At 69.3% G+C, this 22,737-nt stretch carries 15 protein-coding genes and 1 pseudogene; 9 read left to right on the forward strand and 7 right to left on the reverse strand.

Annotated features, from left to right (window positions below; all coding sequences use genetic code 11):
* Positions 1-41: 41 nt before the first annotated feature.
* From K7640_RS01320 to K7640_RS01330, 3 genes are all read right to left on the reverse strand, one after another.
* On the reverse strand, positions 42-2,210 hold the full coding sequence (locus K7640_RS01320) for a UvrD-helicase domain-containing protein (RefSeq protein ID WP_222952781.1): 2,169 nt from the start codon (positions 2,208-2,210) through the stop codon (positions 42-44).
* Positions 2,207-8,638, reverse strand: a complete 6,432-nt coding sequence (locus K7640_RS01325; RefSeq protein ID WP_222952782.1) for a DEAD/DEAH box helicase — start codon at positions 8,636-8,638, stop codon at positions 2,207-2,209. The genes K7640_RS01320 and K7640_RS01325 overlap by 4 nt, the downstream gene beginning before the upstream one ends.
* Positions 8,639-8,801: 163 nt before the next feature.
* The gene (locus K7640_RS01330; protein WP_222952783.1) at positions 8,802-10,874 is read right to left on the reverse strand and encodes a DUF262 domain-containing protein; all 2,073 of its coding nucleotides are present in this window, start codon (positions 10,872-10,874) and stop codon (positions 8,802-8,804) included.
* A 458-nt stretch (positions 10,875-11,332) separates the two neighbouring features.
* On the opposite strand from K7640_RS01330, the gene K7640_RS01335 reads away from it, so the two are divergent.
* Complete coding sequence (locus K7640_RS01335; RefSeq protein ID WP_222952784.1) at positions 11,333-12,004, forward strand: hypothetical protein; 672 nt, start codon at positions 11,333-11,335, stop codon at positions 12,002-12,004.
* 209 nt (positions 12,005-12,213) lie between these two features.
* The gene (locus K7640_RS01340) at positions 12,214-13,425 is read left to right on the forward strand and encodes a hypothetical protein (protein ID WP_222952785.1); all 1,212 of its coding nucleotides are present in this window, start codon (positions 12,214-12,216) and stop codon (positions 13,423-13,425) included.
* Positions 13,426-13,446: 21 nt separating this feature from the next.
* Here the strand turns inward: K7640_RS01340 and K7640_RS01345 are convergent, their stop codons facing one another.
* A complete protein-coding gene (locus K7640_RS01345; RefSeq protein WP_222952786.1) occupies positions 13,447-13,905 on the reverse strand; it encodes a hypothetical protein in 459 nt (152 codons plus the stop codon).
* A 23-nt stretch (positions 13,906-13,928) separates the two neighbouring features.
* Between K7640_RS01345 and K7640_RS01350 the strand changes: the two genes are divergently transcribed.
* From K7640_RS01350 to K7640_RS01370, 5 genes are all read left to right on the forward strand, one after another.
* Entirely contained in the window at positions 13,929-14,201 is a 273-nt protein-coding gene (locus K7640_RS01350; protein WP_222952787.1) for a hypothetical protein, read from the forward strand.
* Positions 14,194-14,805 (forward strand): DUF6879 family protein, encoded by a 612-nt coding sequence (locus tag K7640_RS01355; RefSeq protein ID WP_222952788.1) that lies wholly within the window; start codon positions 14,194-14,196, stop codon positions 14,803-14,805. The genes K7640_RS01350 and K7640_RS01355 overlap by 8 nt, the downstream gene beginning before the upstream one ends.
* A 48-nt stretch (positions 14,806-14,853) precedes the next feature.
* A complete protein-coding gene (locus K7640_RS01360; RefSeq protein ID WP_222952789.1) occupies positions 14,854-17,223 on the forward strand; it encodes a tetratricopeptide repeat protein in 2,370 nt (789 codons plus the stop codon).
* Between the two features lie 120 nt (positions 17,224-17,343).
* The gene (locus K7640_RS01365) at positions 17,344-18,210 is read left to right on the forward strand and encodes a hypothetical protein (RefSeq protein ID WP_222952790.1); all 867 of its coding nucleotides are present in this window, start codon (positions 17,344-17,346) and stop codon (positions 18,208-18,210) included.
* Positions 18,211-18,544: 334 nt separating this feature from the next.
* Positions 18,545-19,231, forward strand: coding sequence for a hypothetical protein (locus tag K7640_RS01370; RefSeq protein ID WP_222952791.1), 687 nt, complete (start codon positions 18,545-18,547; stop codon positions 19,229-19,231).
* A gap of 19 nt (positions 19,232-19,250) precedes the next feature.
* On the opposite strand, the gene K7640_RS01375 is transcribed toward K7640_RS01370, so the two are convergent.
* The 3 genes and pseudogenes from K7640_RS01375 to K7640_RS01385 all read right to left on the reverse strand — a co-directional run bounded on the left by K7640_RS01375 (position 19,251) and on the right by K7640_RS01385 (position 20,918).
* Positions 19,251-19,835 carry a hypothetical protein gene (locus tag K7640_RS01375; protein ID WP_222952792.1) on the reverse strand — a complete coding sequence of 195 codons (585 nt, stop codon included), beginning with the start codon at positions 19,833-19,835 and terminating at the stop codon, positions 19,251-19,253.
* 546 nt (positions 19,836-20,381) lie between these two features.
* Entirely contained in the window at positions 20,382-20,633 is a 252-nt protein-coding gene (locus K7640_RS01380) for a hypothetical protein (protein WP_222952793.1), read from the reverse strand.
* Positions 20,630-20,918, reverse strand: a pseudogene (locus K7640_RS01385) (DivIVA domain-containing protein). The gene K7640_RS01380 and the pseudogene K7640_RS01385 overlap by 4 nt, the downstream one beginning before the upstream one ends.
* 483 nt (positions 20,919-21,401) lie before the next feature.
* On the opposite strand from K7640_RS01385, the gene K7640_RS01390 reads away from it, so the two are divergent.
* Positions 21,402-22,283 (forward strand): helix-turn-helix transcriptional regulator, encoded by an 882-nt coding sequence (locus K7640_RS01390; RefSeq protein WP_222952794.1) that lies wholly within the window; start codon positions 21,402-21,404, stop codon positions 22,281-22,283.
* The gene (locus K7640_RS01395; protein WP_222952795.1) at positions 22,276-22,473 is read left to right on the forward strand and encodes a DUF397 domain-containing protein; all 198 of its coding nucleotides are present in this window, start codon (positions 22,276-22,278) and stop codon (positions 22,471-22,473) included. The genes K7640_RS01390 and K7640_RS01395 overlap by 8 nt, the downstream gene beginning before the upstream one ends.
* The last annotated feature ends 264 nt before the right edge of the window (positions 22,474-22,737 follow it).

The raw sequence follows: 22,737 nt of genomic DNA on the forward strand, positions 1-22,737 counted from the left end.
TCCCTCGTCACATGTCGGCCCTCAGCTGGGTGGGCCGGCTTTCAGGCCGGCTGTCGTTGCACGAGACGTGCGGTCAGAAACGGACTGGGCGTGCCGTGCCAGAACACCGCCAGCTCATCGCGGGGCCGGGTGGCCGCGACGAAGAGAAGCGACCGGTCCTTCTGGCGTTCCCGCTGGTAGCGCTTCGGGTCGGTGTCCCGGTACCGGCTGATCATCTGCCGGGGTACGAGTCCATCGGCGACCGCGGCGATGATCATGCGCTGGTATTCGAGGCCCTTGAACCGGTGCATGGTGCCGACGTGGATGCCGTCGGGTTGTTTCGGGCCGTCCGGGCCGATCTCCACCGCCGGCAGTCCATCGGCTTTCAGCCGGTTCAGGACCTCTGCGGCCAGGTCCTTCGTCGGAACGCAGATGGCCACCGAGCCGTCGACCGGGTTACCCCAGGCGCGTACCTGTTCGGCGATGAGGTCCCGCTCCTGGGCCCAGGTCGCGGTGCCACGGAACACCGGCGGGGCACCCCGCAGCAGCGAGCGGTAGCCCGCCAGGTCCTCTTCGCCGCCGTCCAGGTCGTCGTACACCTCGCCGGTCATGATCTGGAGCGCGTCGGCGAGGATCTGGCGGGTGGTGCGATAGCTCAGCGTGAGACGGGACGACCGGCCGCGGATGTTGATGCCGAGGCTGCCGAGTGTCACGTGGTTGTCGTAGATGCGCTGGTGGGTGTCGCCGGTGAGGAAGAGGTCGTCCGGACCTGAGGGAACCATTGCCCGCAGCATCTTCCAGTGCGCGGCGCTGAGGTCCTGCGCCTCGTCCACCACGATGTGCCGGTAGCGCGGGCGGCGGAGTGCGCCGGAGGACTCCCCGGCGGCGAGCGCCCGGTCCATCTCCAACCGCGCCGCCCGCTGGGCCACCTGGCGCCAGGTCCAGATGCCACGGTCTTCGAGCCACGAGGTGAAGCGCTCCGTCAGCTGCCAGATCTGGTCCCGCTCCATCCGAGTCAGGCTGCGACCCCGGTTGGGCCGGCGGGCCTTGAAGTAGTCGGCGCGGGAGTTCAGCACCTGGCCGAGGATCACCTGGGTCCACTCGGCGGCGAGGAAGTCAGCGCCCCAACCGGACTCACCGGTTTCGAGGAGGAATTCACCCCACAGGTCGGGGACCTGATTGTCGTTGATGACGCTGCGGTTCGCGCCGGCCTTCGCCTCGGTCACCACCCGGCTGGCCAGCCGGTCGATGTTGACGATGTCGACGCGGGCCACCAACTCCTGACCGCCGAGCGCCAGCAGACGGGTACGGAGGTCGGCGGCCAGGTTGCGGTTGAAGGTCGTCAGCAGGATGGGTTTGTCCGCACCGGGTGGCAGCTGCCGGGCGAGGTGGGCGACCCGGTGCAGCGCGACGATGGTCTTGCCGGTGCCGGGGCCGCCGCCGACGCGGGCGGGACCGTTGTACTTCCTTTCGACAAGCTTCCGCTGGGTGGGGTGCAGGAAGATCTGCCAGCGTTCGAAGGCTTCCCCGATGATCGCCTGCAACGCCTCGTCGTCGGATGTCACCTGGGTGGCGGGGCGTTCGACGGCCGCCTCGTAGTCGTCCGGGTCGATCGGCTCGTCGGCGCGTACCGGGTCGGTGACCTGTTGGAGCACCTCGTCGTAGGACGTGCCGTCGAAGAGCGCGAAGAGCACGTCGGTGGTGAGCTGCGGTGCCCGGTCCAGCAGCTCCAGCAGCTCGGCCTCGGTGGTGAGCTCCCGGATCTGCGGCAGCAGCGGTTCGGAGACGCCGAGGTCGAGGAGCTGGGCGTCGGGGTAGGCGTCGAATAGCGGCTTGCTCGCGGGCACCGCTTCCGCCTCCGGCGGTATCACCCGCCCGACGATGCTGTCGCCGACCGGCGCCAGGTCGACGACTTCGATGCCGCCTGTCACCCGGTTGATCCGGTACGCGTACCGGGACAGGTCGTCGTACACCTCGCCGCGGTGCTTGACCGCGACGAGCAGGTAGTCCCGGTCGGCGATGTGGAGGAGAAGCGCCCGATGGTCGCGGGTGACGCGCGCGGACATCAGCCGGGAGTCGCCGCTGAGCGCCTTCAGCTTGAGCCCGGGGTTGTCCGGGTTGTGGCGGAACTTGTGCATGAACTCGTAGACCGCGCCGATGTCGGCGCGGGTGAGCTTCATGACCTCCTTGTCCGCGCGGTCCAGGATGCGCAACATCGCTCCGGTGCTCATCGGTCCTCTCCCCCACTCGTCGCCGCGAGCTGCGCCGCCAGTTCCTCGGCGGACCATTCCCGCGCGGTCCGCGCATGCCAGCCCGCCTCGGCGTACGCCCGATCGCGGTCCTCGGTCTCCGGGTCGTCGGGCGAGCCGGTGAGCACGATCGCGACCCGCAGCTCCGGCCACGCCAACTCGGCCGGCCACGCCTGGTCACCCAACTCGTAGCCGACGACCGGGGCGGGCAGGTTCTGCCGCGCCAGTTGTTGCACAAGGGGCTCCAGGCGGCTCTCCTCTCGGTCCAGGTACCGCAGGACCTCGTGCCACGGCGACTGGGCGTCCACCGGCTCCGGTTCGGTCGTCGCCGGCTGCGGCGCGACGCCGAGCCAGGTCGCGGTCTCTTCGTCCAGCGGCAGCGCGCGCTGGGCGAGCATCAGTCCGGTACCTTCGGTGACCGCCAGTGACGCGGGGTCGAAGGTGTCCAGCGCGGAGACCGCGAGCTGGCCGCCGTCACCGCCCCCGTTCACGAGGAACTGGATGACGTTGCCCCAGGTGAGCCAGGCGGCCCAGCGTTCCTTGTGCCCGCCGTCGGTCATCGGGGCGGGCAGGTCGTCGACGAGGGCGAGGGCAGACCAGGTTGGCAGCGGCTTGCTGCGGCTGTCCACGAGCATTGTCACCGGGCAGCCCGCGTTGTCCCGGGCGCGCGCCACCATGATGTGGCGGGCGGCGCTGTGCGCGGGTAGGACGTCGCCGCGCAGGGCGGCGATCAGGCGGTCGGCGACCCCGCCGGAGTCGGTGGCGCTGTTGTCCCGAGCCTGCTTGAGCAGACCGGCAAGCGTCGCTTCCGCACGGCGCTGCCACCGGCTGAGGTCGGGCTCGGCGAGGAACCGCATCAACTGCTCGATCGGGTTGGCCCAGATCGTCTCTTCCAGTTCGTCCGGGTCCGCGCCGGGCAGGAACTGCCGGTACCGCTCCCGGGCGGTCTGCTTGCTGACCCCGCCATACGGCGTCCAGTGTCCCGGCTGGTCGGCATCACCCCAGGTTTTCACGTCGTCCCAGGTGGCGGCGAATACCAGATAACCATGGGCGCGCAGTCTGGCCCGCTTCTCGGCGTCGTCGGCGAGCCTGTTGTATTGCGGTGAGGCGTGGTATTTGAACCCGTCGAGATAGACCACGACCTCCGGCGACGGCGCGTCGAGGCGGGTGAAGTGCACGTCGGGCCGGGTGCCCCGGACGGTGTTCTGCAGCTTCATCTGCCAGTGGGTGACGCTCTGCCCGCCATCGGTGACGAACCTGAGGTCGGCGATTCGCGCGCCGTCGTGGTCCCGGCGCCGGTCGATGCGCAGCCCGGAGCCCGGCGTCTCACCGAATCTCAGCAGCTTGGTGAGGAACTGCAGCTCCAGTTCGCTCTCCACCTGATGGATCAGGGAAATCTCGTCGGTGCGGGTGCCCTCCTCGACACCCCAGTTGTCGAGCAGCTTGTCGAGCATGTCCAGCGCCTCGTCCCGGCTCATCAGCGCGAAGTGCTCGTTGCGGGCGTAGCGCAGGAGGCAGCGGTGACAGACCGGCTTGGCCTCGTTGCGGCAGTCGCAGTCCGCGATCTGCTGGCGGGCCAGGCGCAGCACGGCCCGGAACTCCTCCGGCTCGGCGAGGCGGTGGAGATAGCCGGTGCCCTGTGGCTGGGTGTCGTAGACGACCACGAAGTTGCGGGTTCCGTCGCTCTGACCGTCCGGCATGGTTGCCGAGATCGCCTGGAGGTGGGCCGGCTCGCCGCCGTACTGGGCGGCGATGCCGAGCTGGATCGCGGCCGCGAAGGACAGCAGCCGTTCCTGCACCAACGCGGTCGCCGCCGGGATCAGGATCCGCAGGGCCTCGGTCTCCAACTCGTGCGCCAGGATCAGGTCGACGTGGGTGTCCGGCCCGGCCGCGGACCGGCGGTACGGGCACCAGGGCCGGTGGTGTTCGGCGCCGGCCATGACTGTGGCGCCGGAGGCCTGCGCCGCGAGTTCCTGGCTGATCACCGGGCTGCCGTCGACCGTGGTGCCCCCGCAGGACGTGCAGGTGTGGAACCGGTTGATCCGCACCTCCGCACCGGCGAAGAGCTCGGCGGCCCGGTCGTAGCGCTGGGCGCCCAGGTTGAAGTGGCGGATCAGGGCGTGCCGGCTGTAGTCGACGCCGAAGGTGTCGTGCGCGTGCCGCCAGGAAGAGTCGACCTTGGCCGGATCGACGTCGACCGCGACGGTGGTGGCATAGAAGCGGCGGTCCCGGTCGTCGCTGTCGTCCCGGATCCGGGCGTCGTCGCGCTTGTCCCGGCTGTAGACACGGGTCGGCTGGAGGACCTGGAACAGCCGGCCGTGGTCGGCGATGCCCCGGTCCGCGCAACGCGGGCACGCGCTGGTGTCCTCCTTGGCCAGATGGGTACGCACGTAGCCGCACTGGGCGCAGACCCGCCACTGCGCGTAGGTGGGCCGGTCGGGTGGGCCGACGTCGAGCCCGGAGATCTCGTGCTGGTAGCCCCGCACGTAGTAGCTGTTGCCGGGGGCGATCTCGACGAGGGCCGGGCGGGCGGGTCGGGCGTACTCGCGCAGCTCGCTGTGGAACCGGCGGTCGCCGTCGACCTGTTCCTCCCAGGTCAGGGTGGCTTCGAGGTCGGTGCGGCTGTCGATGAGCGCGTAGTTCGGCAGCAGCCCGAACTCGACAAGCGTGCCGTGGGCGGCGGCCGCGCTGACCTCCCGCAGCCGGCGGCGGACCGCGGCCTGCTCCGCCTTCAGCATCCTGATCTCGCGGGCATGGTCGGGGTCGCTCGGCACGAGGGTGCCGCGGGCCTTGCTGATCTCCTGGAGTCTGCGCCGCAGGTCGGCCAGGCGGAGTTCCCAGGTCTCGTCCGCCTCCTTGGCGCGGTGGACGATGCCGTCGACGGCGAACTCCCGCAGTTGCTCGACCGCGGAGGGCAGGACCTTGTCGCCGAAGAGCGCCAGAAAGTCGTTCACCAGCCGGACGCCGTCGCGGCGGCCGGCGTCGACCAGGTTGGCCAACCACCCGCTCGGACCGAACAGGACGTGCGCGCGCCGGGGCATCGGCAGCACACCGGGCAGCCGGCCGCGGGCGGCCAGGTCGATCAGGTGGGCCAGGTACTGCCGGCGCAGGATCTCCACCGCGGAGAGGAAGCAGCCGGGCGGGACGATCTGCCCGGCGATCATGTCGCGCGGTTCGGTCAGGTAGTAGCGTTCCCGTTCGCTGCGGCCGACCAGGGTGAGCACGAGGGCGTTGCCGCTCTTGCGGCCGGCGCGGCCGGCCCGCTGCACGTAGTTCGCCGGCCCGTGCGGAAGCGACGCGAGCACCACCGCGGAGAGTGCGCCGATGTCGATGCCCATCTCCAGCGTCGGGGTGCAGGAGAGCACGTTCGGGTCGGTGTACCGCTTGCCGTCGCGGAACTTCTGCTCCACCTTCTCCCGCTGGGCGCGGGTGAGCATGCCGGTGTGTTCGCCGGTGGCCACGCGGAAGACCGGGCTCTCCAGGTAGAGCCGCCGGTAGTAGTCGTCCGGCGCGGTGTCGTCGGGGACGGGTCGCAGGCGGCCACGGCAGCGGTACTGCCGGCACGGCTGGCCGGTCCACTCGCCGACCCGGTCCGGGTGCTCGGTCTGCTGCCAGTGGCAGGTGTCGCAGCCGACCCCGGCCCGCACGGCAGCGTCGTCGTCCAGCCGTGTGACCCGCAGGTGCCCGGGCATCAGCCCGTACACGGTGTTGCCGTCCTCGGTGTCACCGGCGGCGACGACGTCGGCGGCGGCCAGGGCCGGCAGCAGCCGGGACAGGTAGACGCCGGCCTCGCTGAGGTCCATCCCGAGGCAGCGGGAGGTCCAGTCCTGGTACCAGTTGCCGCGGGCGGTGATCGCGTCGAACTCGGAGCGGGCCTTCGAGGTCGCGAGCAGGAAGGCGGGCGCCGACACCCCGCGCGGGAAGGCGGGCATGCCGGCGGGACGGCCGCCCCACACCTGCCACCGGGTGCCGCCGCGCCGCAGGTAGGGCACGAGCCACTCGTGGTAGACCGCGCCCCGGGTGCGCAGCCGCTCCAGCAGGCCACGGAGGAAGGCGAGGTAGCGGGCGTCGTCCGGCGGCGTGTCACCGAGCTGCCCGACGCCGGTCAGGTGCACGTCGCGGCAGATCGCGGCGGCCTTCACCGGGTCATGGAGGGCGACTTCGACGGCGACGCTGCGGGTCAGCTCCAGGGTGCGGCCCTGGCGGGAGCGCAGCCCGGTCTCCATCACCGTGGCGAAGACGAGCCGTTCGCTGATCAGGGACCAGGTTTCCCGGCTGCCGTCGTGCTCACCGGCGAGCAGGCTGTCGACGTCCGGCCGATCGTGCAGGTCGGGTGGGACGACGGTGGAGAGGATCTCCGGCTCGGCAGCCTTCTCGATCATCTCGACGAAGAGGTCGTCCAACCCGACCGACTGCCCCGGGCGTAGGCGGCTGGCGAGCAGCGAGCGCAACGAGAAGGCGTACGACCGGTTGGCCACGAAGCCGGCGCGGTGCGCGGCGTCCTGCACCGAGTCGTTGAAGAGCAACGTCTTCTTCTCGTGCGCGGCGAGTTCACCGCCGGTGAACAGTTGGGTGATCGCCACCGAGGCGAGCGTGGCCAGCCCGGCGCCGAGGAACCGGATGCCGTGGTCCATCGAGCAGGACGGGCAGCGGTCCTTCTCCGCCGCGTCGATGGCGACGATGTCGCCGAGCACGACGACCGCGTCGTCGGACCGTACCCGGTCCCGCTGCTCGTCGAAGGGACGGACCCGGCGGCCGTACTCCAGCACCAGCAGCCCGCCGGCCCGTTGCTGGATCTCGTCGTCGGTGGCGGCGATCAGCGCGCGGACCCGGCGCTTGTCCCGGCCGACGCTGGCCCGGTAGATCTTGTCCGGATCGGTCTCCAGCTCCTGCGGGTCCTTCTCCGGCGACAGCGCCATCCAGCCGGACCGGCCGCAGTGCCGGCAGTAGACGGCCGGCAGGCGCGGATGGCGGTTGTCGGCGACCACCACGTCCGCCTCGGGCACGTAGGGGTCGAGTTGCCGGGGTGGTTCGCCGTACCAGCCAAAGGCGGGCTGGTGGGAGGTACCGCGCAGCAGCCGGGACACGGACCGCACCCACAGGTGGGTCTCGATGTTGAGCAGCGGGCGACCGGGCGCGTCGGGGTTCTGCGCCAGCGACAGCAGGCCGACGAAGCGGGCGAGCGCGCGGGCGGTCACCTCGGGGCGCGTCTTCATGGCGCTGCCCCAGCCGGTGGCGTTCTTCCGGGGCAAAACGTCGATGATCTCGTCGAGCGTGCAGGGCCGGGCCTGGAGCGAGTCGAGCACCGCCTTGGTCAGCGGGTGCTGGCGCAGCAGCCCTCCGAGGCGTGGCGGGTCGTCGACACACCGCTTGCCGACCACCAACTCGGCGACCTCGGTCATCATGAGTTCGGGGTCACGGTCGTCGACGGCGGCGAGCTGCTCCGGGCTGGGCAGCGGCAGACCGAAGTCCTGCTGTTTCATGAACTCGCCGGGCTCGTAGCGGTCCTCCCCGACCAGCGACCCGGCGTCGAAGGCGACGCCGAAGACCTGCTCGGCGACCTCCCGGATGGCCGTCCGGCCGTCCCGCCCGCCGCCCTCCCCGAGGGTGGCGGAGGTGGCGACCGGGCAGATGCCGCCCAGCGGACGATCCGGCTCGGCAAGGCCGAGCGCGGCGCCGAGGCGGCGCAGCAGCATCGCCACGTCCGTGCCCTGCGCGCCGTCGTAGGTGTGGAACTCGTCCAACACCACGTACGCCGGCTCGGCCGCGTCCCAGAGCGGCAGGTCGTCGCCGCGCTGGAGCAGCAGGTCCAACATCTTGTAGTTCGTGATCAGGATGTCGGGGGGCGTCCGGCGCATCTCCGACCGCTTGGTCATCACGTGCCGGTACTCGATGGCCGCGACGTCACCGATGTAAAGGCCGGCGGTGACCCCGGCCAGCTCCGGGTCGGCAAGCAGCTCGTTGATGCGCTGCGTCTGGTCGGTGGCCAGGGCGTTCATCGGATAGAGCAGGATCGCCTTGACCCCGGCCCGGCCCTGCTGGCGCTGGCGGCGGCAGTGGTCGAGCACCGGGATCAGGAACGACTCGGTCTTGCCGGAGCCGGTGCCGGTGGTGATCAGGGTGGGCTGGGCCGCCTTGTCCCTGGTCGACAGCCGGGCGAACGCCTTCGCCTGGTGCAGGTAGGGAGCGAAGCCGGCCGGCGCCCAGTCCAGGCACGCCCGCCAGTCGCCCGCCGCCGGGCGGAAGGGGGTGCGGATCCGCAGGTACGGGCCGCGGAAGATGCCCTGCTCCGGGTGGGAGAGGAAACCCTCCAGACCTTCACGTACGTCGTCCTCGGTCAGGCCGAAGGTGGTGGTGAGGTATTGCGTGAGGGTCCGACGCAGGGTGTCGGCGGCGATCGTCGGTCTCATGAGCGGATCACCCGAGGCATGCTACGTCACCCCATACCGGCCTTGACCTGCCCGACGGGCTGGACCACGCACGAGTCAGATTCGCGACACTCAGCGGCCGGGAGAGGATTTCCGCACTCCTGCCCGCCAGCACCGATCATTTCGATGCTGGCGGGCAGGCTCGTCATACGGTTGCCGGCTCCTCACCATCCCCGTCTTCGCTGGTGTCGAGGCCAACCTCGCGTGCTAGTTCGGTGGCGGTCATCCGCTGGTCAGCTGCCGCACGACCCGCATGGTCGAAGCGCACACCCTCGGCCTCCAACACCGTCCGTGGGTCGTCGCGACGTTGAGGGTCGGGCCAGCGGAAGTCTGCCGAGATGGCGCCGTCGATCTTCAAGACGCGATGTGCGTTCGGCACCTGCACACTGGCGAGGCGTCCGGCGACCGCGCGGTGGAATACGCCGACCACCTCGGCTATATCCGAGTAACTGGTCCAGCGGCCGGCGGGGATGCTGGCAAGTGCCTGGTTCATCAGGGACCAGCGTGGGCTGGGTGGGGTCACCGCAGCCGATTCGTCGGGCCCCGGCCAGATGAGCAGAACTCGGTCAGCGAGGGCTCGGCCACGCGCGAGAATCTCCGTTCTGCCCCACCGGGACGAGTCGGCGATTTCGCGATTCATCACGAGTCCGCTGTCGCGGAGGATCTTCTTCTTGGCCTCGAATCCATCGTTGGCCAGGTTGGGGTTGTACGCGGTCAGGCTGAGATTCCCGAGCGTGTGCACCAGGGAGCTGTGTAGTTCCTCCACGGTCTCGTCGGCCTCCAGGTCGGGAGCCAACATCTCCCGCCACTCGTCCGTCAGGGACTGCGGCAACACGTGCTCGATGGTGACCTTCGCGGTGTCGAAGTTGATGGGCTCCTTGTGCTCGAAGTCCTCCTCGATACAGCGCAGCACGTAGCTGCGCTGCGGACCACGACCCAGCCAGTAGAAGCTGTTCACCAGCACGGCATCGCGAATGTACTGGTCGGTGGGGAACTTCTTCCGGACCCCCGACAGCGCCCGCGTGATCGCCTTGGCCGAGGGGACCTGTTCTCCCAGGTCCTTCACCAGCGACATCAAGATACGATTGGTGTTGGCGCTGGCGATACCCCCGATCATGCGACGGACCAGGTAGCTCTCGACGACACGCAATGCATCAGCGGCTTCGACCGAGCTGAGGCGGCGCGCCTCGTGCGCCAGCAGGACGTAAAGAGCGATGGGGTGGACCACTGCCGCACCCCAGCGGTCGAGCCGGTCCAACGCTCGCCGCAGGATCGGATCGGCGACCTCGTCCGGCTGCAGAATCTTGCGGAACAGGCGCGCCTTATGATGGAGATCGATAATCCACTCTTCGATCGCAGGCTCACCGGACAGTTGGCCGAGGCGCAACTGCTGCGACTGGTAGATCGCCTCCTGGGTGGCACGGTCGTCCCCACGGAGGACCAGATCCAGCCAGACCAGGTCCTCAAGCTGCTTGTCCGTGAGCAACTCCTGAAGCGGCAGCCAATGCCGTTCGTACACGTGGTCACCCCGAGCGGGCAGGCGCATGAAGAGGTAGTTGCGCAGCAGGTCTGCCTGGGTGAGCGGCTGGCCGGTGTAGTTGAGGGACTCGAAGATGCGGTGGACGTTGTCATCCGGGTGCGCGGCGATTTCCACGAGGCTCAACCTCGCCGCCACCGCCTGCTCGATTCGAATCAGATCGTGGTCATCGTCCGGGTCGTCGGCTTGGACGAGCGCGGCCCGGAAAAAGCGATACGCCTCTCCGATCCGATCCTCACCACCAGCACCAGGATCTCTTTCTACGAGCGCCAACCATGCCGCCCGGTCAGCCTTGGTGGGCAGGAGCGTGTATCGCTCCATTCCCGACGCGTACTTGTTGAACAAGTACATGTCGTCGATCTTGGCCGCCAGCTGCGCATCAGACTCTTGAACGTGATCCCTAATCGCACACAGAAGGATACTCAACGTAGTCAGCCGCTGTTGACCGTCCACGACGAGCCAGCTCTGCACGCCGGTCGGCGTGTTAGCCGGGCTCGGTGCGAGAACCACCGAGCCGAGGAAGTGTGTGGCGTTGTCACTCACCTCCGTCACCCGCATCACGTCAGCCCAGACCTGCGCGAGATCCTTCCGCTTCCAGCTGTAGCGGCGCTGGTAGAGCGGTACGACGTACTGCTTCTCGCCTTGCAGTAGGTTGCGGACGGTCGTCTCGTTCGCCTTCAAGTAATCTCCCCAGAGGACGATGCAGCTCGGCCGGGCGGGCGCGAAAGCCGTGCCCATACTGCTACCGGGCCATTCCCGACGGTGTCAACAAGACTGTAGGAAACTCGGCTGATCGACCTCGTCGAAGCCGGCGAAGGTCGGCATGTCGGGCCAGGCCGGTTGACGCCCCTCCGCGAGCGCCTGGATCCGCCAGAAGCCCGCCGCGCAGCAGTCCGACCGCATTGACACTAAGCGTCTAATCGATGACCCTGGGTATCCGGAATCAACGCTGCGCCTCACCCGGGGGGTAAGCGTGCAGATCGAATCACTCGTGCGCTCACTCGGTGCCGAGTCGACGCTCGCGGTCGAGTCCTCCGAGCAACTCGTCACCGATGTGCTCGCGTACGCAAAGGAGCGCGCCCGGGACAACGACGCCTACCGCGGCCTCCTGCCTGTCCCGGACACGGATCACCTCGTACGTGCTGGACCCGCCGGGCGACGACGAGCTGTGGTCGGGCGTGGACGACGAGCTGGACGAGTTGCTGGGTGCTGCCCCCGGCGACCAGGACTGGCGGCCACGGCCCGCACCGCCGGACGAGACCCGCACGTGGGAGGCACCGGCCGAGGCGGGTACATCAGCCGAGGCCACGGACGTCTCCCCCGCCGAGGAGCTGCCGCCCGGCCGCCCCGACGTGTTCGACATACCCGCCGAGCGGCGGGGGTGGTTCACCCAGGTCCTGACCCGCGCCGCGGCGGCGACCGCGCTTCTCTTCGCCGGTGACAACGGCACCGCGCGCGCCTACGCGACACCTCGCCAGCGTGACGATCCGCCCGACCTCGGGCAGCAGACGCTGTTCGAGATCGACCTGCCGTGGGCGTCCAGCACCGCTCGAACGCTCCGACTTCCCAACGGTCTACGGGCGGAGGGCACCCACTACCGGGCGCCACTGCCGGACGGCGAGATCCTGGAGGTCTTCCGCGGTGTGGAGAGCGGCCTCTACCGGCAGCTCGCGGACGGTCGGCTCGGGGCATACTTCCGAGCCGCGCCGCAAGCCTTCCGCCAGTGGGCGCGAACCCAGCTGAACGGCGGGGTGCTGTCGGTCGGCCGCGACGGCACGGTCCTCGTCGTACGGGGCGCAGAGCGGCACTGATCACGACGACCGCGCCACGGACCGGCTTCGGCCTGAACCGCGTGAGTCAAGTTTGCGATATCCGTTCCGGCCTCCCCATGCCTATCCTGCGACGGCTTGAGTCCGATGAACGGGATTCTCCGTAGCCGATGTGATCGGAAATGCACCGGGCAGCCTGGCGTTGCCGACCAGCCATGCACAGCCGGGCCTGCCGGCGGACGGGATACGGAATGAGCCGAACCGAAGAGCTGCGCCCCGAGGCCGACACAGAGAGCCAGCCTCCACGCAAGAGCCCGGCCGGTTGGCAGGTGGTGCTGAGCGTGTCGGTGCTCGCTTTGGCGCTCATGGCGGTTCGCTGGTTGCTGGTGGGGCAGGGCATCCTGTTCGGCTCATCCCGGATAGCGTTGGTCGACATCGTGATCAGCGCGGTGGTGGTGATCACCGGCACCGCGCTGTACCGACGGCGAATCGGGCGCGCGGCAGAGGCGGACGGCGCGCCGTCCGCGTTGTTGACCACCGCTGTCGCCGTGTTGGGCCTCCCGGCGCTGATCGGTGGGGTGCTGAACCTGGTGGTCCCTGCCACGCCTGCAGGGCTCCCCCATTCCGCCTGCGCCGGCGTGCAGACCCACAAAGTTCCGTATCGTGCCACGACCGCCGGCCCAAGCGGCAATTTCGCCCGGTCGGGGCCGGGCCTCAGTTTTCCCCAGTCCGACCGCTTCAACAAGGACTGCATCGTTGGCTTCAGTGGCTACTGCATCGGCGATCCAGTAGACGACCCAGTCGTCAAAGGCTGGAAGGACACCCGCTGGCTGTTGGCCGCCCGCCATGACAAGGAACCGACCCGCACGTTGGCTCGATGGCTCTCCGGCGAGCCCCAGGGTCGGCGATTCGTGTCCAGTTCCTACCTCGCCCCGCAGAGTCCCGACTCCAAACTGCGCTACCTCGACAAGCAGTGCCCCGACGGCCTTCCCCTGCCGAGCAAGGTGGTCCTCACCCCCGGCGATGCCGTCGACCAGACAACCGGGAAGCCGAAGCCCGGTGTGATCGGCCTGCCAGCCCGCGCGCCGCATGCGTTCAACATCGGCTTCGCGCTCGCCGTACACGACCCGACGGCGCTGCAGGCCGGCACTGCGCTGCGGCAACTTCATGGCAGCGGAGAGGTGGCACCCGACGGGACCGGGCGCGGGGAGTGGGACCCGAGCATCCTCCGCAGCCAACTGCGCAAGAGCCTCGTCACCCCGATCACCGTGACGGTGCTCGCGGTGCCGTGCGTTGATCCCCTCACTCCCGCCGCGTCCGACACGGCGGCGACCCTCGGCTACCGGGTGCCCGCGTACTCCGACGGCGTCGTCACGCCCACCACTGCCCCGGAGCTACCCGCGGACACGCGGGAGCGCCTGCTCAATCTCGCCTGCGACACCGAGCTCAGCGAGCCCCGGTAACGGGCGCAGGGACCGGCGTGGTCAGCGCCGGGCGGTGCCGTCGCCGAGGTGGATCCCGCCGTGGACGTCGCGTGCCTGGACGACCGGCCCGTGCACGTCACCGGAGACTGAGTTCGCCACGCCGCCGGCCCCCTCGGCGATCACCGCGTCGGCCCACGACCATCGCGAACGCAGCTCGGCCGCGAAGGACGGGTCGCGGCGTGACTCGCCGTCCAGCAGGTCGGCGAGACGACTCACGGCCTGTGGCGAGGGCTGCGACAGAGCGCGCTCGACAATTTCTCGCGCGGCCGGGTCATGGGACAAGCGGGCCCGCAGAAAATCGATCAGGGACACCACCGCCGTCCGCCCGCTCTCGGCCAACTCGGTGGTCGCCCAGGCGACGAGCGTCGTCGCCGCGGTGACCATGACCGGATCTGCCATCCGCCGCCTCCGATCGCCGCTGCCATCAAGCGCACTCAATGTTACCCTGAGTGCCGACACGCACACATCTCGGGGAGGTAGGCATGAGCGGGCAGCGCTGGGAAGCGAACCCCACCGCCGAGCTGAAGCGCCGCTGGGGCAAGTCCTCACACGAGTTGGGCAACACCTCCGGTGACGGCAGTTGTCCCGATGTGTGGGAACTGAGCAACGGCGACGTGGCGGTGATCGGGCAGGACCTCACCGAGACATACCGGGGACGACTGCCCGAAGGAGTCTCGGTGGACCCGGGTGAGCGGCTTATCATCATTCCCCGATCGACCATGATCGCGGCGAAGGTGGACATACCTGATGCATGAGCTGTTCAACGGCGACACCGGCGAGAGTCTGAGCCTGGAGGACTACTGGGCTGACTTCGAGAAACGATTCTGGCAGACCAGCGACCCGGGCTTCTGGAAGCTGGAGCGCCAGCAGACCTTCAAGGAACCCGGCGACGAGGGGTGGGAGGCGTTCGCCGCCGGGCGGTGGGAGGACTCACTGCGGATCCTCGACGGTCGCCGCCCGGAGTTCGAGGATTACTACCGCCGTATCGCCGACAACGGCTTCGCCACTCGCCGGGCCCGCGTCGTCGAGGAACCCCTGACGCCCTACCTGCAGTGGGAGTTGCACGTGCTGCGGCTGCGCCACGAGTACGGCGGGCTGACCCGGGTGGTGAGCGTCGACGCGGTGGCGACGGCCGAGTCGCGCGGCCCACTGCCGGAGATCTACACCCTCGGCACCGAGGTGATGTACGAAGCGGTCTACGACGCCGACGGCGTGCTGGCGTCCGCCCGCCGCTGGCGTGACCCGGAGCTGGTGACACGTTGCCAGGCCTTCATCGAGTCGCTCTATCGACGTGGTGAACCGCTGGATGCCTTCTTCGGCCGGGCGGTGGCACCGTTGGAGCCTCCTCGCGCGGGGTGAACCGTGAACGGGGTCGGGTCTGACGGAGCCGGGCACCCGCCGGCGCACGTGAACCGGTCCGAGGTGTCCGGCCCGGCGGAGCTGGTCCAGGCTCGCGACGTGTACGGCGGCGTGCACTTCCACGGCGACGCGGCAGCTCCGGACGTGCCGCAGCAGCTCCCCGGTGACGTACGCGGCTTCGTCAACCGGGTCGACGAACAACGGGCACTGGACCACTTGCTGTCCGACGGGCACCGCCGCGCCGAGGTCACCCTGTCGGTGATCACGGGCACGGCCGGTGTCGGCAAGACCGCGCTGGCCCTGCGCTGGGCACACCATGTCCGGCACCGCTTCCCCGACGGGCAGCTCTACGCCAACCTGCGCGGCTACGACCCCGGCGAACCGGCCCAGCCCGCACAGATCCTCGACCGATTCCTGCGGGCACTGGGCGTACCACCGTCGGCCGTGCCGGTCGACCTCGACGACCGGGCGGCGCTGTACCGGTCCCGGCTGGCCGGCCGGCGCGTACTGGTGGTGTTGGACAACGCCGCGACGGCCCGGCAGGTGCGCCCGCTGCTGCCCGGCTCGGATCTGAGCCTGGCGGTGGTAACCAGCCGTAACCTGCTGTCCGGGCTGGCCACCCGCGACGGCGGCCGGCGGCTGACCCTGCGCATCCTCGCCGAGGACGACGCGGTCACCCTGCTGCGGGACGTCACCTCGGCCTACCGCAGCGGCGACGACCCCGACGAGTTGACCGAGTTGGCGCGACTCTGCGCCCGGTTGCCCCTGGCGCTGCGCATCGCGGCCGAGCGGGCGGCGAGCCGGCCGTTCATGCCGCTCGGTGAGCTCATCGAGGACCTGCGCGACGAGTCGGCGCTGTGGGACGCGCTCACCGCGGAGGAGGGCGAGGAGTCCGACGCGGTCCGTGCGGTCTTCGCCTGGTCCTACCGGGCGCTGAACCCGACGGCGGCCCGGCTGTTTCGGCTGCTCGGGCTGCACCCCGGCCCGGACCTCACCGTCCCGGCCGCCGCCGCGCTGACCGGCGCGGCGACATCCCGGGTACGTCAGCCGCTGGACGCGTTGGTCGCCGCGCACCTGCTGGAGCAGAACGCGCCGGGGCGATACGAGCTCCACGACCTGTTGCGCGCCTACGCCGTCGACCAGGTCCGGCACCTGGAGAGTACGGAGGATCGGCGGGCGGCGCTGAGCCGCCTCCTGGACTGGTATCTGCACACCGCCGACGCGGCGCTGGACCGCACCCTGCCCTTCTACCGGACCGTACCGTTGGATCCGCCGGCCGACGTCACGCCGTTGGGGTTCGCGACCAGCGGTGACGCGAACGCCTGGTTCGACGCGGAGCGGGACAACCTGGTGGCTGCCACCCGGGTGGCAGCGGAAGCTGGCCTGCCACGGACCGCCTGGCAACTGGCGGCGCTGCTGCGCAGCGTCTTCATGCACCGCAACGCCTTCGAGAGCTGGTTCACCACCGCCCGGATCGGGCTGGCAGCGGCCCGCACACTGGACGATCGGCGAGGCCAGGCGGAGGCATTGGAAAGCCTCGGCAAGGCGCACTTCCAGGCCCGCCAGCTCACCGAGGCGGCCGAACACCATCGGGCCGCGCTGACCATCCGGCGGGAGATCGGCGATGTGCACGGCACGGCGGTGTCGGTCAACGCGCTCGGGTTGCTGGGCCTGCGCCACCGGCGGCTCACCGACTCGCTCGCCCACTTCGGCGAAAGCCTGATGATCTTCGAGCAGCTCGGTGATCAGCGCTGGCGGGCGCTGTTGTTGAGCAACCTCGCCGAGACCCGCTATGAGATCGGCGACCTTCCTGAGGCCGCCGAACTGCTGGAGCAGGCGCTCGCGGTGCAGCGAAGCATCGACGACCGCGGGCAGGAGGGCAATTCGCTGTTCTTCCTCAGCATGACGCTGCGCGAACTCGGGCGGGTGGACGAGGCCGCCGCAGCGATCGAACGGGCGGTGACCATCGCCGAGGAGGACGCCAACCAGGTGTGGTTGGCGCACTGGCTGGTCGAACAAGCTCGGGTGCTGCGCGCCTCGGGCCGGCCGGCCGAGGCGCTGGAGGCGGTGCACCGCGCGGCCACGATCCAACGCGAACTCGGTGACCGCAGCCGCGAGGCGATGGCGCTGGACGGCGCCGGTGAGGCGTACCGGGAGCTGGGGCAGGCGGACGAGGCGATTGCCTTCCATCTGCGGGCGGCTGCGGTGCACCGGCAGCTCGGCGACGACTGGCAACTGGCGCTGGCCCTCGACCACCTGGCCGCAGCCCTGACGGCGGCCGGTCGCGCCGACGAGGCCGCACCACACCGCGGGGAGGCGTACGCCCTGCTGGGCCGGTTCGCCGACGCCCGGGCCGTCGCGTTCCGCGAACGCCTCGCCGCGTCTCTGCCAGGAAGGAGTAAACGGCCGCACCGATGAACAAGCCGTTCGTCATCCAGTCAGGACGATCGGTTACTTCCATGCGTTGCGCGACCGTCATAGTGTCGACTGCCTCACGTTCGGTGATCGACCCCGACGGCATGGGAGGGCACCTTGGTCATGAGGCGCACCATCGCCAACTGGTATGCCAACGCGGAGGGTCGGAATTCAGCCGACTTCCGCCAGGACTGGGAGAACGACGACCGGCCTGACCGCACCCCCGATACCTGGCTCGACCGATTGAAGCCGTCGGAGCGGCCGGCTGCTGCCCGCCCTTCGGGCCGTTCCGCCCCGGCCTCGCGGAGAAGCAGCCCCGGACGGGTACCCACACAACGGGACCTGGCGGATGCCGCCCGCGAGCTCCAGGCTCGGATGCGCGGCATCAAGGACACGACGATCGCCCGGCATCTCCGGCAGAGCGGCTGGTCGCACGTCTCCGCGGAACAGGTTCGTCAGGCGCTGCGTTCCCACCCCGCCCGCTCGAACGCACAGTCCCAGCGACCCGTCACCGTACCGCCCACGCCTGCCACAGCCCCGCAGTCGACGACGACGAGGACCAAGTCCGGCGGAACCATCACGGTGATCTTTCCGCCTACCAACCCTCCCCCACCGACGAAGAAGTCCAAGGGGAAAATCACGGTGACCGCCTCCCCAACCGCGAAACGGAAGCAGACCCGAGCCAGCACTCCTGCTCACGAGCGGCCACCCCTGGCCGAGGTGATCCGCGCCGTCCAGGCAAGGCATCCGGGCCTGGGCATCAAGCTGTTGGTCCAGGAGGTCAGGGCAGGCGGCTGGCCGGCGGCCACCAGGAAGGAGGTGGAAGCCGCTCGGCAGTCCTTGCTTTCGACCCCGCCGCCACGAACTCCCGCGACGCTGAAGGCACAGGCATCGGCTTCATCGCTTCGAACCGCGCGAGCCCCGCACCCCGATGCCTGCTTCGCGTGCGGCGTCGTGCCTTCGCCGCTCGGGACGTGCCGTTGTTCCTGACGCCGATCGCATTCTCATCAACCGGCGCCGGCCTGTCGCGCCAGACTGGCGTAACGCCCGGTCGTCGTCCTGCAGCTCGGGATCGCGGCCTCGAGCGGCGTCCGGCCGGGGCGGCGGAAACCGCCGGCTCGACCGCGACGCCCGATGGTGTCAAGGTGCCATCGGCGGGAGCGAATGAACATGACGTGGTCGTCGAGTGACCGTTCGTACCGAGTGGACGGACACTTCTGATCTTCCGGCGGTCAGGCGCCCCCGCATAGCCTGACTCACTGCGACCGAGCCCGAACCGGCTCGGACCGCCTACCCCACACGCCTCGGCCAAGGAGTTCCCGGCATGACCTCGGATGCCCTCGACGGACCGGTTCCGGAAGCAGCCGTACCTGGGCAGCGGGTCCTCGACCTCCTGGACAAGGCGATCGCCGTCCAGAGCCCGTTGGTGCGCAAGAACATCGCCCGGGCCCGCCAGCGGAACCCGGAGGCGAGCCCTGAGCAGGTGATCCGCAACCTGGAGCGGATGTATGTCAGCGCGTTGACCGGAACGGGTGCGGCAGTTGGCGGGACGGCGGCGGCGCCCGGTGTCGGCACGGGCATCGCGTTGGCGCTGTCGGCCGGCGAGGCGCTCTCCTCCCTCGAACTGAGCGCGCTCTTCGCGCTCTCGGTCGCCGAGGTCCACGGCGTCGGCATCGACGAGGTCGAGCGCCGCCGGACCATCGTCATGGGCATCATGCTCGGCGGGTCCGGCTCCGCCACCATCACCAAGGTCGCCGAGCGCACCGGGCAACACTGGGGACGCCAGGTCGTCGCGAAGGTGCCGCGGGAGACGTTGAAACAGATCAACAAGATCCTGGGCAAAAACTTCATCACGAAGTACGGGACCAAGCAGGGAATCATCGTGCTCGGCCGGGTGGCGCCGTTCGGGATCGGCGCGCTGGTCGGTGGCGGCGCCAATGCCGCCATGGCCACCCTCGCGGTGAAGGCCAGTCGCCGCGCGTTCGGCCCGCCGCCGCCGTCGTGGCCATAACCGGGGGTACGCGCTGCCGTCAGCCTCCCGCCGTCCCGTATACGCCTCGCTCCACAACCGATGGCTTGGCCGGGAACTGCGCCAGGCCGGTCCAGTCCTCCAACGCGGCGACGAGGATCTTCTTGACCTGAGTCTTCGCCTCCTCCAGCGCAAGGTCGATGAAGCACTGGCATCTCGTCAAATCGTCGCCGTTGACCACGCACAACAGCACCCCGGCTACCTGTAGTCCTCGGGCGGTGGCGACCATCTTGGCGTCCGGGGGCAGCGGAATGCGGGAGGCGAGTTCGTGGGCGAACGACTGCACGACCCGGTCACCGCCGAGGAGCGAGGCGAGCCACGCCGCGACCGATCCGACCAGGTCGTGCAGCTTCTTCTTACCGGCCAGGATCGCGGCGGCCAGGCGTGCCAGCAGCGTGCACCGCCGGCGCCGCCGGCGGTTGAAGAGCCGCTTCCAGGTTTCCTCGGTCACGTACTCCGCGGCCCGGTCCGACACGACCTCGACCCACCCGTCGGTGAGGACCGAGGCGCAGAACTCGGCGGCCGTCTTGACTCGCTCTCGCTCGCGACGATCCCTGACCGCACCGCCTCGGGGTGCGGCGCTCATGCCGGTGACCTGCCGCCTCGGGCGTGACGCACGGGTGCTCCCCCGCGCCTTCCTCTCCTTGGGATGCCGTGGGCCCGCCTCCGGCATCCCGTAGTGCCGGTGGCAACGAATCCCCGGGATCCGTACACGATTCTTGCAGAGGGTGTTGTCCTGGCACCGCGCACGGCACTTCGGCATCTGACGATCATCACCACGTCTGGCCGGAATGACTGTCAGAAGATATACGGATGCGCACTCGCGGTTTTCGGAAGCACGTCGTCTTCACGGCCTCGGCATGGGAATTGCACGAACGTGAATAGCGCGACGTGGTCTTGTAGAGTCAGGTGTCGTAATTGTTTCCGGTCGCGGTTCCGAAAGGTAGTCATGTAGCGGCACCCTGCTCGTGGGCCACGTCCGCAGCGTCGGTGGCGCCGTCGATGAGCCAGGCGAGCATGCCGCGGTGGCCGACGCGGTCCTCGTTCGCCCGCTGGCCGCCGCAGTGGTGACGGCTTCTCGCGCCTTCATGGCTGCTCACTTTTCACGCCACAGTCGCGTTACCTTCGCAGCTCAGTGGCGCAGGCGGCGGGAGCACTCGCCGTCGTGGCCGTCGCGGAGTACGCAGCGCCGCCCGCCCGGCATCCGCAGATCGCAGAAAACCCGGTGCCGCAGGAACTGCTCGTCCTCCTCCGAGACGGTCATCTCCCCCGGGTCCATCATCGGCAGTACGGTGATCCACCGGCCGACGACCCGGGCCAGGCGCTGCGCGGCCGGCAGGTCGGCGGCGACAACGGGCAGGTGGATCACGTACCGTCCGCTCACCGCCGACCACCCTCGGCCTGCTCGGACTGCCACCGACGCAGCGCCACCTTGATCCGCAGCGTCTCCCGCCGGCTCTGCGCCAGCGCGTCCGTGGACGGCGGCCATGTCGACGGCGACCCGGTCGAGGAAGGCGTACACCTCATCGGGGTTGAGGCCGCGGCGCCCGAGCCGGGCGGGCGGGAAGCGGCGCTCACGCACCTGCCAGGGCAGCAGACTGGGGTACGCGCGGGAGCGGTACGTCGTCCCGGCGCTCTCGGGGAACGGCCTCTGGTTGCGGACGCTCATCGGCGCCTGCCTTCCTGGTCGTGGATGGGGTGGGTCCACTCGCCCTCCCCGCACGGGCGGACCCACCCCGCCCGAGCACCGCAGCTTCGCTCAGCGGTACGGCATCCGGGCTGGCCGGTGTTGGGTGGTCTGGGGAGCGCGGCGGCCGATCCGGGGGTTTCTCGGCCGCCGCACTGGCCATCCTGGGACAGTTCCCAGTGAATGAGCAACATGTGCGGCAACGCTTTCCCCGGTCTGCGCCGATTTTCTTTTCCGCAGCCGCAAGACGTTCCACGCGAAGGCCCGGCAGTGTTGCGCAACGGAAGAGTCAGCCGCCCGTGGGAATTGCGCGGTGATGGCTGTTGTCGGGGGTGTCTTGTATGGTCAGACGCGTGAGTCGCTTCGTCAGCACGAAGCGCAAGAAAAGCACTTCTCAGCTAACCGTTCCACGTTTCACCGATGGCGTCCGGATGTAACAAAACGCAACACGGAAAGGGGTGGCCGATGGCCGACGACATGGGCTCGACAGTTCCCAGGCGACAGCTCGGGCGAGCGCTACGCGACCTGCGCACCGAAGCCCGCATGACCCTCGACGGCGCGGCCGAGGCCATGCAGTGCAGCCGGCAGAAAATGTGGCGCATCGAGACCGGCCTCGGCCCCACCCGCGCCGTCGACGTCAAGGCCATGTGCGAGCTGTACGCCGCCACCCCCGAGCTGACCACCGCCCTCGTCGCCCTCGCCAACGAGACCAAAGCCAAGGGCTGGTGGCACTCCTACGGCGACGCCATCCCCGACTGGTTCGAGCTGTACGTCGGCCTCGAATCCGCCGCCTCCCGTCTACGTGAACACGACGACACCCTGGTCCCTGGGCTTCTCCAGACTCCGGGCTACACGCGAGGCGTCTACCAGAACCGCCCGAACATACCGCCTGAGGAACTGGAAGAGGTCTTGGAAGTCCGCCGACGGCGTCAGGAGATCCTGGTTCGGCGGCTCCCAAAGGCACCGCAGCTTGAGTGGGTCTTGTCGGAAGCGGTGCTGCTTCGATGCGTGGGCAGCACAGCAGTCATGGCTGAGCAACTCGACCGTCTCCTTGAACGCACCGCCCTGCCGAACGTGTCGATCCGCGTTCTCCCGCTGTCGGCGGGTGCCCACTATGGTGCGCTGGCTGGTGCCTTCGTCATGCTCGACTTCCCACTCGGCAACCGAGTCGTCCCTGATCCGTCCGTCGTCTACAGCGAGTCGGTGACCGGTGCTCTTTACCTCGATAGGCCGGAGGAGTTCGCGGTCTACGAGAAGGTCTGGGCAAGCCTCGTCAGCCTCTCGCTCGATGAGGAACAATCAAGGAGGATGATCGGCAAGATCAAGGAAGAGGTCCATCATGGCTGACGACCTGCTCGGCGCACAGTGGCGCAAGAGCACCCGCAGCGGCGACAACAACGGAAACTGCGTCGAGATCGCCGACAACCTGCCCGGTTTCGTCGCCGTACGCGACAGCAAGGACCCAGCAGGGCCTGTCCTCAGCTTCTCGCCCGACGCCTGGGTCAGCTTCGTCCGGGCTGCCAAGATCAGGCACTGAACCACTGTCAGACGGGAGCGCAACTGGCAGAGTTGCCGGAGGCGCTCCCGTCGCGCTGTCACTCAGGTGCTTGTGTCTCCACTCGCAAGCTGGGCCGCCCGGTCGAACAGTGACCAGTGGTTCCGCCACGCCTCCACCTGGGCTGGGTAGATCGCCGTGTGGCGGCTGTCAGGGTTACGCGGACGCACACCACCGACTCTCGACATGAACTCCTGGTGCCGCTCCTCGATCCCGCTGCGCAGGTCATCTCCGGGCACGACGTAG

This window comes from Micromonospora sp. PLK6-60, from assembly GCF_019890675.1.
Taxonomy (GTDB): domain Bacteria; phylum Actinomycetota; class Actinomycetes; order Mycobacteriales; family Micromonosporaceae; genus Micromonospora.

Bases quoted from the DNA above. Each gene is read 5' to 3' on its own strand.
- K7640_RS01365 (WP_222952790.1), top strand. From the start codon at position 17,344: ATGAGGCGCACCATCGCCAACTGGTATGCCAACGCGGAGGGTCGGAAT.
- K7640_RS01395 (WP_222952795.1), top strand. From the start codon at position 22,276: ATGGCTGACGACCTGCTCGGCGCACAGTGGCGCAAGAGCACCCGCAGC.
- K7640_RS01325 (WP_222952782.1), bottom strand. From the start codon at position 8,638: ATGAGACCGACGATCGCCGCCGACACCCTGCGTCGGACCCTCACGCAA.
- K7640_RS01370 (WP_222952791.1), top strand. From the start codon at position 18,545: ATGACCTCGGATGCCCTCGACGGACCGGTTCCGGAAGCAGCCGTACCT.
- K7640_RS01320 (WP_222952781.1), bottom strand. From the start codon at position 2,210: ATGAGCACCGGAGCGATGTTGCGCATCCTGGACCGCGCGGACAAGGAG.
- K7640_RS01355 (WP_222952788.1), top strand. From the start codon at position 14,194: ATGCATGAGCTGTTCAACGGCGACACCGGCGAGAGTCTGAGCCTGGAG.
- K7640_RS01390 (WP_222952794.1), top strand. From the start codon at position 21,402: ATGGCCGACGACATGGGCTCGACAGTTCCCAGGCGACAGCTCGGGCGA.
- K7640_RS01375 (WP_222952792.1), bottom strand. From the start codon at position 19,835: ATGAGCGCCGCACCCCGAGGCGGTGCGGTCAGGGATCGTCGCGAGCGA.
- K7640_RS01350 (WP_222952787.1), top strand. From the start codon at position 13,929: ATGAGCGGGCAGCGCTGGGAAGCGAACCCCACCGCCGAGCTGAAGCGC.
- K7640_RS01340 (WP_222952785.1), top strand. From the start codon at position 12,214: ATGAGCCGAACCGAAGAGCTGCGCCCCGAGGCCGACACAGAGAGCCAG.